Raw genomic sequence first — 17,131 nt, forward strand, 5'->3', positions numbered from 1 at the left:
CTCACCGAAGTGAGGGATTGATGGGAGGCTGAGGGGTCTCGAACCCCCGGCCTTCAGTGCCACAAACTGACGCTCTAACCAACTGAGCTACAACCTCCATGAGATAAAAACAGTCGCTTTTTTGAAGCGGGCACAAAAATAAGTAAAAAATCGGATCAGAAATTAAGGTTATTAAAAAAAGATACGCTGCCATTCATCATAATCACATGTTAATTGCAGGCATCAGCAACAAGCACTATGGTTTATTCGTTATTTTTGGAACAATGCAAAAACTGGTTGATTTTATGTTTAGTAAAAGAAGCTTACCCGTGCTGGTGATCATGTTGTCCTGTGCCCTTTTCATCGGCTTCCGCTCTATGGGAACTAATGGTACCCATCCCCCTGGCAAATATGAAAAAATTCTGCATAATGTCGGGGATATCCTTCTCCAGGTGCATTATAGCCCTAAGAAATTAGATGATGCTTTTTCTAAGGAAGTCTTTACGAAATTCCTTACTACGGTAGATGGTGAAAAAAACATCTTCCTGCAGTCTGATATACAATCACTCCGGAAATATGAAACAAAGCTTGATGATGAAATAAATGGCGGCGACGTGGAATTCGTACCCGCTGTTTCCTTAATCTTCAAAAACAGGGTCCTTGAAACCGAGCAATTGGCAAAAGAACTGCTGGAAAAACCATTCGAATTCAAAACTGAAGAGAATATCACATTAGATCCTGAAAACCTTGAATTCCCCAAAAATGAGGCGGAGAAAAAAGACAGGTGGCGGAAAAGACTGAAGTATATGGCGCTGGAAAGGTATTCCGACCTGCTTGATATCCAGGAAAAAAGCAAGGGCAAGCCCGACTATGTAGCCAAAACCAATACAGAATTGGAGAAGGATGCGCGAGATAAGGTGCAGAAAGTGGTAAACCGGATGTTTGACCGCCTGAAATTAAAATACAGCGATGACGACAGGTTCAACCAGTACGTGAATACCATTACCAGTACAATGGATCCGCATACAACCTTTTTTCCCCCGGTAGATAAACGGTATTTTGATGAACAAATGAGCGGACGGTTCTTTGGCATCGGCGCTTCCCTGCGTGAGGAAGATGGAAATATCAAAATTGCTTCCCTGTTAACCGGGAGCCCTGCATGGAAATCGGGTGAAGTTACAGTAGGTGATATTGTATTGAAAGTAGGCCAGGGAGCAGAAGAGCCGACAGACCTGGCTGGTTCTGCAACCGAAGATGCAGTGAAAATTATCAGGGGTAAAAAGGGGACTGAAGTAAGGTTGACATTGCGTAAAAATGATGGCAGCATTAAAGTGGTGTCACTGATACGTGATGAAATTGTCCAGGATGAAACCTTTGCCCGCAGTGCAATTGTAAACAATGGTAAATCTAAAATCGGGTTTATTTACCTTCCCGAGTTTTATGCAGATTTCGACAACCCTAAAGGAAACCGCTGTGCAATTGATGTAGCCAAGGAAATCATCAAACTGAAAGAACAAAAAATAGATGGCATAGTGATGGACCTCCGTAATAATGGTGGCGGCTCCTTATATGATGTGGTGCAAATGGTTGGATTATTTATCGAAGACGGTCCAATTGTGCAGGTCAGGGATCGTGATGGCAAACCAAGTGTATTGCGCGACCGCGATAAATCTGTATTGTACGACGGCCCCCTGGCAGTTATGGTAAATGAGTTCAGTGCATCGGCTTCAGAGATTTTTGCAGCAGCCATCCAGGATTATAAAAGAGGTGTCATTATCGGTAGTTCCACTACTTATGGAAAAGGAACAGTACAGCGAAATATTGGCCTGGATAAGGAATCCGGCATGTTTACATCAAACAGTGAATTGGGAACAATTAAGCTCACCCTCCAGAAGTTTTACCGGATAAACGGGGGATCAACCCAATTGAAAGGGGTAAGTTCTGATATTGTTATTCCTGACGTTCTTGAAAAATCAAAATTGCGGGAGAAAGATGATCCTGATGCATTGCCCTGGGATGAAATCCAGAAATCGCCCTATACAACCTGGAAAGCGCCTTATGACATTGATGTAGTAAGTAAGAACAGCCAGTTAAGGGTGAATAACAATCCGGCGTTCAACCTGATTAAAACCAATACAGACTGGCTTGCCGAACAGAATGACAAAACTTATTCCCTGAACCTTGAAAAGTACCGGGATAGCAAGAAGAAAATCAACGCTACAGTTAAACAACTGGAAAGCCTGAATAAATTGTCTAAGGAAATTGTTGTAGAAGATGTTCCCGGATCTGATACCCGTTTTTCTACGGATACAGATAAACTGGAAAGGTATAAAGCCTGGAAAAAAGGCCTCACCAATGATATTTACCTTGATGAGGCGCTGAATGCAGTGAATGATATGGTGTACCAGAAAAACCTCGCATTCTCAAAAGCTGGTGAACAAAAAGTGATTGCTGCTGAGAAGCAGTAATCACTTTTTCAAATACCGCTCCTTCAAAATATTCATGTGGTGCTTTACATGTCCTGCTAAAATATAGCAGAGTGCAGCTGTACTAACAGGCTGGTTGCTTGCAGTGCCTGTTGCATTCAATTGTTCTTTTGAAAAATCAGCAATCATCAGCAAATTGCTTTTCCTCAGGAATTTGAATTCCTTAACCATATCGGACCATTTCCTTTTGGCGGTATTTGCATTTTCCATCCATTTATTTTCATCAAATGAAGCCATTGGCGTGCCATCCAGCCTGGCGATACGGATTATCCGGTAAGAAAAAACCCGCTCGGCATCTATGATATGCTGCAGCACTTCTTTTACTGTCCATTTTCCTTCGCCATAGGCATGGTTGATCATACTGCCGGGTATATCATCCAATAAATCCAGGAACTCTTCTGTATTTTTTGACAAAGCTTTTTCGATAGGGGCTTCCTTAACAAGGGCAACATAATTTGTATAAAAATCAGCGTAAACTAAGTTGTATTTCATATAATGGTTTAAAGTTTTAGTGCATAAATGTATAATCCTTTATGCTGCTTTCAAATAGCTCCAAAGAAAAACCCCGCAGTTTGCGGGGTTTGAATGTTATCCTTTATTTCCTTTTTTCAAGGTCGATTTGGGTAGTTTCTTAGCCGGTGTATCTGCTTTAATGGTCTCTGCCAGTTTTGCTGCTTCGTAGGCATTCAGGAAGCCTCCTGAGTGGCTGATAGAGGAGAGGGGTACCATTTGCTCTGAACCTGGAAGCTTTACTTTTTCATCCGGTACCACTGCAGATTTTTCAATCACCATCTTAACCTGCTGGGGTGTCAGGTTAGGGTAGTAGCTTAAAAGAAAGGCTGCTACACCTACAACCACGGGACAAGCCATGCTGGTACCTTGCTGGTTACCATAGGTATTTCCACCAGGAAGGGTAGAATAGATTTTTGTACCTGGTGCAAATACATCCACTTCCTGTTTGCCATAATTGGAGAAAGAAGCGGTATAGCTATTAAACCCAGGTTCAGCCAAAGGATCGCTGCTCGCCCCAACGGTAATCCAGTTGGTAGCTCTTGATTTAATTGTCCTTAAATTTGGATTCGGGAAATTATCGGTAGAATCAACATTAGCGGCATCATTACCGGCTGCGTGAACCAATAATACGCCATTTGTTTCTGCATATTTAACGGCTTCATCCACCCATTTCTTTTCGGGGGAAAAGCTTTTGCCAAAACTCATGTTCACCACTTTAGCGCCATTATCAACCGCATAGCGAATGGCAAGGGCTATATCTTTATCGTGTTCATCGCCATCAGGAACTGCCCTGATCATCATGACTTTTACGTTATCTGCAATTCCATCCATACCAATGCCATTGTTTCTTTGTGCAGCTATAATTCCCGTTACGTGCGTGCCATGCATTGGCGTATTGGCCATTACGTCGTTGTTTCCGTAAAACCGGTCGGAGAAATCACTGTAATTGTCTTTTACCACATTGCCGCGGTAGTCTGTCGGGGCTTTTTCAGCACCTTCTTTTTTCTTCTCTTCCCCTCTAACAAATTCTTCAAAGCCTTCCAGGAATTCAGTATTGCTGGTTTCCATCATATTGAATGCCTTGAAAATATATAGCATACCTGATTTTGCTTTTTGTGCTTCCGTTGTTGATGGAACAAAAGTTTCCAGGTCTTTGCCGTTATAAGTTGTGGTATCCATGGCTTTGCGCAGGAGACTGTCATTTTTCTGGCTGGTTTCGAGGGCCCGTTTCAGGAAAAGCAGGTCAGCACCACCGCCACTAGCATCCCCTTCAACACGGTCCTTGGCTTTTTTCCACATATCATATTCTTCCTTCTCTTCACCTTTAAGGGCAACAGCGTTGAAACCCGGAGCCGTGAATTTCGCTTTCAGGTTATGGTAAACCCTTGCTCCTTCGTAGCTGTCTTCCTTAACACTGGAGCCGTCTTTGCCACCTAAAAAGTTCCAGCCATGTATGTCATCAACATAACCATTCTTGTCATCATCGATGCCATTTCCCGGAATTTCCCGCGGGTTGGTCCACAATATTGATTTGAGGTCTTCGTGAAGCGTATCTACTCCGGAATCGATTACCGCTACAATTACCGTTTTACTCGGTTTGCCTTTCACAAACTCATAAGCCTTATCCAGGCTGATTCCATAATAGCCATCTTTAGCTTTATCGCCAAGATGCCAGCCTTTGGGAAGATCTCTTTTCACAGGGAGAGCATTGCCCTGACCGGAAACGGATCCAAAGCTAAATGCTGCTAAAAGTATACCCGCAGGTAGGATTAAATGTAGCTTCATGCAATCTTTATTTATTTACAATACTAATAGACGTAAAATCCTTTAAAATAGTTTACCGTTTGCAGATTTTAACCATATTATAGGTCAAATTTAATTCCTTGTGCCAACGGAAGTTTAGTTGAGTAGTTGATGGTATTGGTTTGCCTCCGCATATATGCTTTCCAGGCATCACTGCCGCTTTCACGACCGCCACCGGTTTCTTTTTCCCCGCCAAAAGCCCCGCCGATTTCGGCCCCGCTGGTGCCGATGTTTACGTTGGCAATACCACAATCACTACCTGAGCAGGACAGGAACTGTTCAGCTTCGCGCAGGTTTAGGGTCATAATTGAAGAAGACAGCCCCTGGGGTACACCATTCTGGTAAGCAATTGCTTCATCAATGGTTTTGTACTTAATCAGGTATAAAATAGGGGCGAATGTTTCATGCTGTACAATGCTGAAATCATTGGAAACCTCTGCTATACAAGGTTTCACATAGCAGCCGCTTTCGAAACCGGCTCCTTCCATTACCCCGCCTTCCACTACAAAACGACCGCCTTCTGACTTGCATTTTTCAATGGAAGCCAGGTATTGGTTCACCGCATCTTTATCAATCAGCGGGCCGACATGGTTATTCTGGTCGAGCGGGTTGCCAATCCTTAACTGGCCATAGGCTTTAACCAGTTTGTCGCGGAAAGCATCATAAACAGATTCATGGATAATGAGCCTTCGGGTGGAGGTACATCTTTGTCCGGCTGTACCTACAGCGCCGAAAACACAACCAATGAGGCTCATGTCGAGGTCAGCATCTTTTGAAATAATGATGGCATTATTACCGCCCAGTTCCAGGATGCTTTTCCCTAGGCGGGCGCCTACTGCTGCCCCAACCGCTTTGCCCATACGGGTAGACCCTGTTGCAGAGATCAGCGGGATCCTGGTGTCGGCAGCAAGCCATTCACCCAGTTCCCTTCCGCCATTTACAAGGTTACATACCCCCTGCGGAACATCATTCCGGGTGAATACCTCATTAATAATGTTCTGGCAGGCTATAGAGCAAAGGGGGCATTTTTCGGATGGTTTCCAGATACAAACATCGCCGCAAACCCAGCCCAGCATGGTATTCCAGCTCCAAACCGCAACAGGGAAGTTAAAAGCGGAAATAATACCGACAATTCCCAGCGGGTGCCATTGTTCGTACATCCTGTGGCCGGGTCTTTCGCTGTGCATGGTCAGCCCGTGCAGCTGGCGGGATAAACCCACTGCAAAATCACAGATATCGATCATTTCCTGAACTTCACCAAGGCCTTCCTGGAGGCTTTTTCCCATTTCATAGGAAACCAGTTGCCCGAGCCATTGCTTTTTTTCACGCAGTGCTTCACCAACCTGGCGAACAACTTCACCACGTCGGGGGGCAGGCCAGTTCCGCCATTCTGCAAAAGCCCTGGCGGCAGTATGGAGCACCTGCTCATATCCATCTTTATCTGTTGCATAAACAGAACCGATAAGGGCTCCGTCAACGGGCGAGTAGGAGGGAATTGCGGCACCTTTTGTATTGATCCAAACCGAACCAGTACTGGTTCCACAATTGTCTTTGGCTATACCCAGGGCTTTTAAAAATTCCATGACAAGCTATTTTTAGCCGCCAAAGGTACAGTTTAGGAATCAGTATTGCTCCTGTTCATTAGGGAAATCCTGCGACTGGACATCCTTTACGTACTGTTCAACTGCTGCTGTTATTTCTTTGTTCAAATCAGCATATTTCCGTAGGAAGCGAGGTTTGAATTCGATATTGATACCCAGCATATCGTGCATTACCAAAACCTGGCCATCACAATACATTCCCGCACCAATACCTATGGTGGGGATGTCCAGGCTTTCAGAGACTTCTTTAGCAAGCAGGGCAGGAATTTTTTCCAGTACTATGGCATAACAGCCAGCATCCTGCAACAATAAAGCATCCCTTTTCAGCTTTTCAGCTTCCATTTCTTCTTTCGCCCTGACGGTGTAAGTACCGAATTTATAAATTGATTGCGGCGTTAAACCGAGGTGACCCATAACCGGGATTCCGGCTTTTACAATTCGTTTAATGCTTTCCACTGCTTCCTCACCCCCTTCCAGTTTAATGCTATGTCCGCCGGTTTCTTTCATCACCCTGATGGCGGAGGCAAGTGCAATGTCCGGATTTGACTGGTAGGTTCCAAAGGGGAGGTCCACTACAACCAGGGAACGGTCTACACCCCTTACCACGCACTGGGCATGGTAAATCATCTGGTCGAGTGTAATGGGTAAAGTGGTTTCATGTCCGGCCATAACATTGCTGGCAGAATCTCCCACCAAAAGCACATCAATTCCGGCTGCATCGAAGATCCTGGCAAATGAAAAATCATAGGCGGTTAACATGGCAATTTTCTGTCCCGCCGCTTTCATTTTCTGGAGGGTATTGGTAGTTACTTTTTTAACATCTGGCTGCGACATGATATGGTTGTATTAGGCGTTAAAATATTTCTGAAGGAAACAGGTGAAGCAGGTTATCCGGCTCCTTTAACCTTATTCCATAAGATATGGATGAGTCCGTCTGCCAACCCGATCTTAGGCACGTATATATCCCGCGAGTCGGTCCATCGCATAACGTTAATGTATATGCTAAGGGCAGGCACGATCACATCGGCGCGGTCTTCCCTGAGGCTGTACAGGCGCATGCGTTCTGGTACAGTAAAACTGCTCAGTTCTTTATAATAGTCTTTGAGGTGGTCCAGGGAAAGGGGTTTACCGTCTTTTTTCTTGGACATGGAAAATACTTTATTGATATTCCCGCCGGATCCGATACAGGTAATTTCTTTAAATCCCCTGGTTTTATTTCGGATGAAATCTTTCATTTCGTTCCACATTTTTTCCTCAACCTGGTTTTTGAGTAACCTGATGGTCCCGATATTGAAAGATTCCTTAAAAACAAGATGGTTGTCGTTAAAAAAAGTGAGTTCAGTGCTTCCGCCACCTACGTCAATATACATATATGAGTGGTCTTTATCCAGGTTTTCTGCGATATGGTTTTCGTAAATAAAAGAAGCTTCCTCATCGCCACTGATCACTTCAATTTCAACTCCTGTTTCACCTTTTATATGAGCAATAATTTCTTTTGCGTTGGTGGCATCGCGCATTGCTGAAGTGGCGCAGGCCAGGTAATGTTCAACGCCATAAACGTCCATGAGAGCACGATACGCTTTGATGGTTTTTAAAACGTGGATTTCTTTTTCCGGGGAAATTACCTGCGAATCGAAAACATCAAATCCGAGCCGGAGGGGAACCCTCACCAGGTTCAGTTTGTTGAATTGGGTTTGTCCGGATCCATCGGTTACCACCTCTGTTATCAGCAGGCGGGCAGCATTACTTCCTATATCGATGGCGGCTAGTTTCAAAGGCTGGTTGTGGTTTTAAGGGGAATGCTATCAGCGCTTGAATTCAAAGGCTGCGAAACTTCCCCGGGTTGTAATTTGTTTTTCTTGGATTGAAGGTAAATATACTGTTCAACCTGTGAGCGTACTTTTTTTCCGCCTGTCCGCACGTATTCATTACTAAGTGAATTATCCAGGATGCGGGCCTTTACGTTGTCTGACAATTGTATGGCCAGCATATTTTTCAAAACCTTCTGGATATTTTCATCGTAAACAGGGCAGGTAACTTCAATGCGGTGATCCAGGTTCCTGACCATCCAGTCTGCCGATGATATATACACTTTTTCTTTACTGCCGTTGTGAAAAATGAATACCCTGGCATGTTCCAGGTATTCATCAACGATACTGATAGCTTTCACAGGTTGTTTGTATTTACTGTTTTCACTGAACATGCAAAAAATTCCCCTGACAATCAGTTGGACAGGTACACCGGCCCTGGCGGCTTCATATAATTTATCGATCAGTATTTCATCTGAAAGGGAATTCATTTTTAAAAGGATGCCGCATTTCTTTTTCTTTTTAGCAGCCCTTATTTCCTGGTTGATCAGTTTTATGAGTTCACTTCGAAGGTTACCCGGGCAGGTAAGTAATGTTTTGCAGGATTTTAAAATATCAGGTTTGGTTTTATATTTTTCCAGGTATAAAAAAATACGGTTGATATCTGCCATTATCCCGCGGTGGGCAGTAAGCAGGCTATGGTCACTATAAATTTTTGCAGTCGATTCATTCAAGTTACCGGTGCTTACAAAACCATACTGGATGGTCCTGTTCCGGGTCCGTTTCCTGATGATACATAACTTGGCATGCACTTTTATATTTGGGATACCAATCAATACCTTAACCCCTTCTTCCTCCAGTTTTTCCTTCCATTCGAGGTTGGCCTCTTCTTCAAAACGGGCGCGGAGCTCCATCATTACGACCACTTCTTTGCCATTCCGAACAGCATTGATCAGTGCGTTGATGATTTTTGAATTTTGTGCAAGCCGGTAAGCCGTGATTTTTATGGAAATAACTTCAGGATCTATGGCTGCTTCGCGAAGTAATTCAATAACCGGATTGAAAGAATGGTAGGGGAAATTAAGCATGACGTCATTTTCCAGGATCACGTCGGTAACCCTGGAACTACCGGCCAGCAAGGGATGCAGGAATGGTTTTTTCCGTTGTGATTTTTTGGTAAAGATATCCGGGAATTCCATGAAATGCCGGAAGTTATGGATCCTGCCCCCGGGAATGAGGTTGTCTTTCCGGGTAAGGCTCATGCGCCGCATCAGGAACTCAAGAAGTCCTGCATCCATCTCTTTATCATATACAAAGCGTACAGGTTTTCCTTTCCTGCGGTTCTTAACACCTTTCTCAATTTTCTGGATGAGGGTTGTGGAAATGTCATTATCGATATCTATCTCTGCGTCCTTGGTTACCTTGAATACCCAGGAATCAAATTTTTCATAGCCGAAGTAGGAGAAAATGGCAGGCAGGTTAAAACGGATCACATCCTCCAGTAAAATGATATTGTTTTGCCCGGTTGGCGCGGGAAGTTGCACGAACCTGCCCAGTACTTTTGAAGGCACTTCAATGAGGGCGTATTTCTGTTCGAAGGTGCTGGTGCGTCTGCTCATTACCACACCGAGGTAAATGGATTTGTCGCGCAGGTAGGGCAGCTGTGGAATCTGCTCAATCATCAGCGGGATAGTATTTACCCTGACTTCTTCCTCAAAGTATTGTTTAACGAAAGCTTTCTGCTCTTTGCTTAACTGTTTTTCATTAAGCAGGAATATTTTTTCCTTTTCAAGTTCGCGCCTGATATCTTCCCAGATATGGTTGAATTCATTTTGTTGCCGCAAAACCAGGATCATGATTTCTTCCAGTATTTTTTCCGGGGAAAGTTCCAGGTGCATATTCACCTTAATTTTTTTACCACCGATTTCGATCATCCTTTTTAAGGTGGCCACCCTAACCCTGAAAAATTCGTCGAGGTTATTGGAAAATATGCCTAAAAATTTAATACGTTCTTTAAGGGGGACTGTCGGGTCTGCAGCTTCCTGAAGCACTCTGGCATTAAAGGAAAGCCAACTGATATCCCGGACTATTGTTTTTCTTTTTCCATCCATATCAATCATTATCAGCCATTTAAGTGTAAAGTTGGGATGATGGCCGGCAATTTGAAATTAAGTATTTGTTACGAATTAGCTGGTAATCAGTTCTGTAATCAGCGGACTAATCACGCTGTTTTTCCAATTAATTCTCTTTATCCTGTAAATGCCGGCAACTGGTAAGCAGAAAGGGATTACCTTTGCGGACTGGCGAAAATCGCTAAAGGATACATTTATTTTTAAAAAAGACTAAAAAAGTTGGAAATAGTTTTGCTGAATTGCTGAATTTTCCGACCTTCGCCGTCCTAAATTTTGACAGTCATGGCTAGAGTATGTCAGGTTACGGGTAAGACGCCGATCACCGGTCACAAAGTTTCTCACTCGAACATTAAGACAAAACGCAGGTTCCTTCCGAACTTGCTGACGAAGCGATTTTATATTGCAGAAGAAGATAAGTGGATTACTTTGAAGCTGTCTGCTGAAGGATTGCGTACCATCAATAAAAATGGTTTGCTTTCAGTAGTTAAGGATCTCAGAGCGAAAGGAGCTAAAATCTAAATTACTGTTCGGCCGGAAACGGCAGAATATATAAAACTGATTAACAATGGCAAAGAAAGGAAACAGAGTTCAGGTGATTTTGGAATGTACCGAGCACAAAACAAGTGGTAAGCCGGGTACAAGCCGTTATATCACTAACAAGAACAAAAAGAATACTCCGGAGCGCCTGGAGTTGAAAAAGTTCAACCCAATCCTGAAGAAAGTAACTGTTCATAAGGAAATTAAATAAGCGCGGTAACCTGATTTACTCAACATCTAATTCGTTATAAAATGGCAAAAGCAGCAAAAACGGCGATCAAGACTAAAGACCAGAAGGCAGCAGCAGAAGCTAAGAACTGGACTAAAGTGATCAAGGCTGTACGCAGTCCAAAGTCTGGTGCATATACCTTTAAAGAGGCGATTGTGCACAAAGACAAGATCAAGGATTTCATGAATGAAAAATAATTGAGGGGGTAGTTAAGTACTCTTGCGAGCTGTTCTGAATTAAACCGGGACAGCTTTTCTGTTTTGGGACTTTATGAAGGCAATGGGTTAATTTCGCTGATCGCTATAGTCTGACACAAATTTTTCGCAAACACCACAAGCAGCTTTCATGGGATTTTTTGATAAATTATTCGGGAAGAAAGAAAAGGAAACCCTTGACCAGGGATTGCAAAAGACCAAGGAAAGTTTCCTTAGCAAGATAACAAAGGCGGTTGCCGGGAAAAGCACGGTAGATGAAGAAGTGCTTGACAATCTTGAGGAGGCCCTGGTTGGCGCAGATGTTGGAATTGACACCACTGTGCAAATTATTGATCGCGTTGAAAAAAGGGTGTCGCGCGATAAATACCTTAATACTACCGACCTCAATCGCATTTTACAGGAAGAGATTACAAATGTACTGGTCGATGCGCCGGAGAGCAATACATATTCCTTTGAATCCCAACTGCCTGATAAGCCCTATGTTATTATGGTTGTAGGGGTTAATGGTGTTGGAAAAACAACTACAATCGGTAAGCTCGCCTATAATTTCAAAAAAGCAGGTAAGCAGGTTTTGTTGGGGGCTGCAGATACTTTCAGGGCTGCGGCCGTTGACCAGCTTACGATCTGGAGTGAGCGCGTTGGTGTACCTATTGTAAAGCAGGATATGGGATCAGATCCGGCTGCGGTGGCTTTTGATACTGTGCAAAGTGGTGTAGCCAGGGGTTCTGATGTAATTATCATTGATACAGCGGGTCGCCTTCATAACAAAGTCCACCTGATGGATGAACTTGGTAAGATTCGCCGTGTGGTACAAAAAGTGATACCCAATGCACCTCACGAAGTTTTGTTGGTTTTGGACGGTAGTACTGGCCAGAATGCATTAGAGCAAGCCAGGCATTTTACTGCAACAACTGAAGTTACTGCCCTGGCTATAACTAAACTGGATGGTACAGCCAAGGGTGGAGTTGTGTTAGCTATTGCCAACCAGTTTAAGATCCCGGTGAAGTTTATAGGTATGGGAGAGAAGATGGAAGACTTACTCGTATTTGATAAGCACGAATTTGTGGATAGCCTGTTTAGTTTAAGCAAATAAAAAAGGTGGTCTGTAATCAAACCACCTTAGAAAATATTAGAATGTGTACCTGACCGCAAGTCCACCCCATACATCCATATAAGTGTGATGCGGTATTTCTAAAAAGGGTTGAATGTCAAGGCTCATATTAATTGGGGCGCCTTTGAACTTATAATCAAGCCCGAATACACCATCAAGTCCCACCGAAAAATCACCACTGTTGTAATAATATTCGTCATGGTTATTGTGGTAATACCAGCCTTCGCTATAAGTACCCATATGGAAACCCGGTCCGGCATACCATTTTAGTCCGGGAGCCCCGTTGATATTACCATGGAACTCATATAAACCTGTAAAACGGAAACCATGGTCCCAAAAATACGCCAGGCCTTCCAGGGCTTTATTGTCGGCGATGAAATGTTTTACAGTAATTGCCCCGGGCCAGAATTTAACCCCTAAGGCAGTTTTATAGCTTGATCCCATTGACTGACCATAAGCGCCTTCCTTAAGCAGGCAAATCCCCATAAAGAGGGTAGCTGCCATTATCCATTTTTTCATTGCTATTAATTTAACTCCCAGTAATAAAAAATTATGCCAAAGTTAAGATTTACCCGCCGGGTATTACCCGGCGGGTAAATCTGCCGTTCTTTATATAATAGATACTTTAAAACATTGAAAATTAACCAGATGTTTAACTACCCGGCGGGTAATACCCGCCGGGTAAAATTGTTACCTTTGCGACTTATTTGAAACGAATGAAAGCAAGAACGCTGAAGAAAGATAAAGTGAATATTATTACCCTGGGGTGCAGCAAGAATATGGTGGATAGCGAGGTGCTGAGTGGTCAGCTTTTTGCAAATGACATTGAGGTGGTTCATGAAAATAGTAAACTTGACCACAATATTGTGGTAGTGAATACCTGCGGATTTATTGATAAAGCCAAAGAGGAATCGATCAATACGATTCTGGACCAGGTAGCCCTTAAAAAGAAAGGGAAACTCGATAAGGTGTTTGTAACAGGGTGTTTAAGCCATCGGTATCGTGAGGACCTGGAAAAAGAAATTCCGGAAGTTGATGCCTGGTTCGGTACAATGGAACTTCCCCTGATCCTGAAAGAACTGGAAGCAGATTATAAATCTGAACTCCTTGGTGAAAGGTTGCTGGCAACGCCTAAACATTATGCTTACCTGAAAATCTCTGAAGGCTGCAACCGTACCTGTTCTTTTTGCGCTATCCCTTTAATGCGTGGCGGCCATGTAAGCCGGCCCATTGAAGAACTGGTAAAAGAAGCCGAAGCCTTAGTGAAAAAAGGGGTGAAAGAAGTGATGCTGATTGCCCAGGAACTCACATACTACGGGCTGGATCTTTATAAAAAGCGCCAATTGGGTGAATTGCTGTACCGTCTTTCGGATGTGGAGGGATTGGAATGGATCAGGTTACATTATGCCTATCCTTCGAAATTCCCGATTGAAGTGCTGGATGCCATGCGGGACAGAAAAAATATTTGTAATTACCTCGATATGCCTTTACAACACGCTTCCAACAATATGCTGAAAGCGATGAAAAGGCAAATCACCCGCGAAGAAATGGAAGAGCTTATTGCGGCAATAAGGGAAAAAGTTCCCGGGATCTGCCTGCGTACAACTTTGATTGCTGGTTTTCCCGGGGAAACCCGCGAAGACGTGGAAGAACTAAAAGACTTTTTGCGCCGGATGCGTTTTGACCGGGTAGGAATATTCACCTATTCACATGAAGAGAATACCTCTGCTTATGATCTCGTGGATGATGTTCCTGCCGATGAAAAAGAGGCCAGGGCCCAGGAAATCATGGAAGTACAGCAGGAGATCAGCCTGGAGAAAAACCAGGAGAAAGTCGGGCAGGTTTTCAAGGTGCTGATTGATAAGCGTGAGGCAGGCCGCTATCTTGGCCGCACTGAATTTGACAGTGTTGAAGTAGATAATGAAGTAGTAATTAATACAAACAGGAAATTACCAATCGGCGAATTTGTACAGGTTAAAATCACAAAGGCTTTTGATTACGACCTGGAAGGGGAAGTTGTTTGATACACCCATAAAAAACATGAAATATGAAATATGCCTTTATCATTTCAGGGTTTATCCTTTTAGGAAATGCAGCAAACTCGTACCGCCAGGACCCCAAAGCTGAAAGCATTAAACGTGGCCAGGAGGTGTATATTAATAACTGCCAGAGTTGCCATATGGAAAAGGGTGAGGGAGTTGAAAATTCCTTCCCACCGCTTGCAAAAGCAGACTACCTGATGAAAGATCCTAAAAGGACAATAGGTATAATTTTAAAAGGGCAAAATGAGCCGATAATTGTAAACGGAAAGCCGTACAATATGCTGATGCCTGCACAGGATTACCTGACTGATGAACAAATTGCCGATGTTGTAAATTATATAGCCAACAGCTGGGGCAATACCTATAAACCTTTGATTGTTCCGGACCAGGTAAAAAAAGCACGGTAATAATACCGGCTGATTCATCCTTATACTTTTTTAAGGTCAAATGGAAGTTTTCGGATACGTTTTCCCGTCAGGTCAAAAATCGCATTGCAAAGGGCAGGTGCAAATGGTGGCAAACCTGGTTCACCTACACCGCCTGGTTTTTCATCGTTGTTCATAATATGTACAGCGATAGGCGGACTATCACTGATCCTTGGCATGTGGTATTGGTGGAAGTTCGTTTCAACTGCTTTCCCGTCAGCAAAATGGGTTCCATGAACTGCTGCAGCACCCAGGGCCATAATAACACTTCCTTCAACCTGTGCCCTTACAATATCCGGATTAACGTGCCATCCGCAATCCATAACAACAGTGACCTGGTCAATTTTTAAAGAGCCGTCAGTATTTTTAGATACTTTGACCACTTCGGCAACAGGACTCTCGAAACATTCGGAAATGGCAAATCCCCATCCTTCATTTTTTCCCCTTTTAGACCAGCCTGATTTTTCCTGGATTTCCGTCAGTAAAGCATGGTAACGTTCTTTATCAGGGGAAATATGCATACGCCTGAATTCCAGGGGATCTTTTCCTGCTGCTATGGCCAGTTCATCCCAGAAGCTTTCAAATGCAAATACATTCGTTGAAGCATAAACAGACCGCCACCACATTACAGGAATAGGTGATTCAGTTGGAATATCTGCAAACCTGAAATGGGGGATGCTATCAAAATAGGGTGGCAGGAATCCTTCATGGGTGCTGCGGTTATATTCAGCCTTATCCGGCATCGGCGATGACTGATGATCCATATTTTGTGCTGCCATTTTAACCTGCCAGGAATTTACCATCCCGCCATCGAGACTGGCACGGCAACCATAGACTGCACCCGGCCTGAAAGGCCCCTGGGTCATATCATCTTCACGGGTCCAGACTACCTGTACAGGCGCCTTTACCATCTTTGATATGGTCACAGCTTCAGCTGGATAATCAGTAAAAGCCTTCCTGCCAAAACCACCGCCAAGAAAAGTCATATGGACGTTCACTTTTTCCACTGGTATACTGAATCTTTCAGCAAGGTCTGACTGCACCCAGTCAGGACCCTGGATTGGTCCCCATACTTCAATTTTATCTTCACTGTACAATGCGGTACAATTCAGGGGCTCCAATGCGCTATGCGATTCATAAGGCAGTTCGTAAACTGCTTCAATTTTTTGGGTGGATTTAGCAAAAACCCGGTCCACATCACCTTGTGCATTTTGGGTAAGTCCGGGTTTATTGAGATCCTGCCGCATACGGTCGTATAACATATCGGTATTCACCAGTTCAATTCCGCTGTCATCCCATTCAACTTTCAGCAATTTCCTGGCTTGCATGGCTGCCCATACATTGTCGGCAACTACCGCAACGCCATGGCGGGTAAAGGCAAAAACAGGCATCTCTACTTCAATGACATCCTTAACCCCTTTAACCATCCTGGCTGCTTTGTCATCAATTGATTTTATTTTTCCATGGAACCTCGGACTTCTTTCCACTACTGCAAAAAGCAATCCCGGTACCCGGAAGTCTATACCAAAAACGGCGCTGCCATTGATTTTGGGTGGGTTATCGAGCCTGGGCAACGGTTTTCCAATGAGTTTATAATCTTTTCGTTCCTTGAGCTTTACGTCGGGAATTTTAAGCCTGGATGCAGCATCTACCAGTGATCCATATCCTATTTTTTTACCGGTTGGGCGGTGAATGATTTCCCCTTTTTCTGCATAGCATTCTGAGGCGGGAACTCCCCAGCTTTTTGCAGCTGCCGCCAATAACATTTCGCGTGCAGTTGCGCCAGCCTTTAATAAATTTTTATAGCCGCCACGAACTGTTGAACTTCCACCCGTTACCTGGCTGCCGTATTTGGCCTGGTTTCCCGGCGCAAAGACAACTTTTATTTTATTAAGGTCAACCTCCAGTTCTTCGGCAACAATTTGCGGAATAGTCTGGAAGGATCCCTGTCCCATTTCTGCCCGGTGGCTGGCTATGGTAACCAGCCCGTTTTTATCTATTGAGACCCATGCGGTCAATTCAATACCCTGCTCAAGTGCCTCCCCGGGAGTAAGCAATTTTGGTACTGCTTTTGCCATCACCGGCAGGTAAAAGCCTATCGTCAGTGATGCGCCTGTCATTCCGGTTAACTGCAAAAAGTTACGGCGGGAAATATTTTTTGTCTTATTGCTCATAGTTAGCTGGTATTGTTCCGGTTTTCATTTATAACCCCAAAATTTCCTTTATAATTAAATACATAAGTTAGTAAAA

Annotated in this window: 15 protein-coding genes and 1 tRNA gene; 7 read left to right on the plus strand and 9 right to left on the minus strand. The window is 43.8% G+C overall.

Features of this window, described 5'->3' with window-relative positions; genetic code table 11:
* Positions 1–23 precede the first annotated feature (23 nt).
* A tRNA-His gene (locus tag LAQ65_RS01870) sits at positions 24–97 on the minus strand.
* A gap of 109 nt (positions 98–206) precedes the next feature.
* On the opposite strand from LAQ65_RS01870, the gene LAQ65_RS01875 reads away from it, so the two are divergent.
* Entirely contained in the window at positions 207–2,447 is a 2,241-nt protein-coding gene (locus LAQ65_RS01875) for a carboxy terminal-processing peptidase (RefSeq protein ID WP_224115233.1), read from the plus strand.
* Here the strand turns inward: LAQ65_RS01875 and LAQ65_RS01880 are convergent, their stop codons facing one another.
* The 6 genes from LAQ65_RS01880 to ppk1 all read right to left on the minus strand — a co-directional run bounded on the left by LAQ65_RS01880 (position 2,448) and on the right by ppk1 (position 10,310).
* Positions 2,448–2,957, minus strand: a complete 510-nt coding sequence (locus LAQ65_RS01880; RefSeq protein ID WP_224115234.1) for a DinB family protein — start codon at positions 2,955–2,957, stop codon at positions 2,448–2,450.
* A gap of 96 nt (positions 2,958–3,053) precedes the next feature.
* Complete coding sequence (locus LAQ65_RS01885; RefSeq protein WP_224115235.1) at positions 3,054–4,763, minus strand: S8 family peptidase; 1,710 nt, start codon at positions 4,761–4,763, stop codon at positions 3,054–3,056.
* A 77-nt stretch (positions 4,764–4,840) separates the two neighbouring features.
* Positions 4,841–6,364 (minus strand): L-piperidine-6-carboxylate dehydrogenase, encoded by a 1,524-nt coding sequence (gene amaB / locus LAQ65_RS01890; protein WP_224115236.1) that lies wholly within the window; start codon positions 6,362–6,364, stop codon positions 4,841–4,843.
* A 39-nt stretch (positions 6,365–6,403) separates the two neighbouring features.
* Positions 6,404–7,216, minus strand: coding sequence for a 3-methyl-2-oxobutanoate hydroxymethyltransferase (panB, locus tag LAQ65_RS01895; protein WP_224115237.1), 813 nt, complete (start codon positions 7,214–7,216; stop codon positions 6,404–6,406).
* Positions 7,217–7,269: 53 nt separating this feature from the next.
* Positions 7,270–8,157 carry a Ppx/GppA phosphatase family protein gene (locus tag LAQ65_RS01900; RefSeq protein ID WP_224115238.1) on the minus strand — a complete coding sequence of 296 codons (888 nt, stop codon included), beginning with the start codon at positions 8,155–8,157 and terminating at the stop codon, positions 7,270–7,272.
* On the minus strand, positions 8,154–10,310 hold the full coding sequence (gene ppk1 / locus LAQ65_RS01905) for a polyphosphate kinase 1 (protein WP_224115239.1): 2,157 nt from the start codon (positions 10,308–10,310) through the stop codon (positions 8,154–8,156). Before ppk1 ends, LAQ65_RS01900 begins: the two co-directional genes overlap by 4 nt.
* Positions 10,311–10,604: 294 nt before the next feature.
* Here ppk1 and rpmB point away from each other — a divergent pair, with 294 nt between their 5' ends.
* From rpmB to ftsY, 4 genes are all read left to right on the plus strand, one after another.
* Positions 10,605–10,841 (plus strand): 50S ribosomal protein L28, encoded by a 237-nt coding sequence (gene rpmB, locus LAQ65_RS01910; RefSeq protein ID WP_214457770.1) that lies wholly within the window; start codon positions 10,605–10,607, stop codon positions 10,839–10,841.
* A 46-nt stretch (positions 10,842–10,887) separates the two neighbouring features.
* Positions 10,888–11,070 carry a 50S ribosomal protein L33 gene (gene rpmG, locus LAQ65_RS01915; protein WP_214457769.1) on the plus strand — a complete coding sequence of 61 codons (183 nt, stop codon included), beginning with the start codon at positions 10,888–10,890 and terminating at the stop codon, positions 11,068–11,070.
* Positions 11,071–11,111: 41 nt separating this feature from the next.
* Positions 11,112–11,285, plus strand: a complete 174-nt coding sequence (locus tag LAQ65_RS01920) for a DUF4295 family protein (protein ID WP_224115240.1) — start codon at positions 11,112–11,114, stop codon at positions 11,283–11,285.
* A 148-nt stretch (positions 11,286–11,433) separates the two neighbouring features.
* Positions 11,434–12,396 (plus strand): signal recognition particle-docking protein FtsY, encoded by a 963-nt coding sequence (ftsY, locus tag LAQ65_RS01925; RefSeq protein WP_224115241.1) that lies wholly within the window; start codon positions 11,434–11,436, stop codon positions 12,394–12,396.
* A gap of 36 nt (positions 12,397–12,432) precedes the next feature.
* Here ftsY and LAQ65_RS01930 read toward each other — a convergent pair whose 3' ends face one another.
* The gene (locus tag LAQ65_RS01930) at positions 12,433–12,933 is read right to left on the minus strand and encodes a hypothetical protein (RefSeq protein ID WP_224115242.1); all 501 of its coding nucleotides are present in this window, start codon (positions 12,931–12,933) and stop codon (positions 12,433–12,435) included.
* Between the two features lie 197 nt (positions 12,934–13,130).
* Here LAQ65_RS01930 and rimO point away from each other — a divergent pair, with 197 nt between their 5' ends.
* Positions 13,131–14,438 (plus strand): 30S ribosomal protein S12 methylthiotransferase RimO, encoded by a 1,308-nt coding sequence (rimO, locus tag LAQ65_RS01935; protein ID WP_224115243.1) that lies wholly within the window; start codon positions 13,131–13,133, stop codon positions 14,436–14,438.
* 23 nt (positions 14,439–14,461) lie between these two features.
* Positions 14,462–14,863, plus strand: coding sequence for a c-type cytochrome (locus LAQ65_RS01940; protein WP_224115244.1), 402 nt, complete (start codon positions 14,462–14,464; stop codon positions 14,861–14,863).
* 20 nt (positions 14,864–14,883) lie between these two features.
* Here the strand turns inward: LAQ65_RS01940 and LAQ65_RS01945 are convergent, their stop codons facing one another.
* Positions 14,884–17,055: a molybdopterin cofactor-binding domain-containing protein gene (locus LAQ65_RS01945; RefSeq protein WP_224115245.1), complete on the minus strand. Its 2,172-nt coding sequence runs from the start codon at positions 17,053–17,055 to the stop codon at positions 14,884–14,886.
* Between the last annotated feature and the right edge of the window lie 76 nt (positions 17,056–17,131).

It is taken from the genome of Flavihumibacter profundi (genome assembly GCF_020076305.1).
GTDB classification, from domain to species: Bacteria; Bacteroidota; Bacteroidia; order Chitinophagales; family Chitinophagaceae; genus Flavihumibacter; species Flavihumibacter profundi.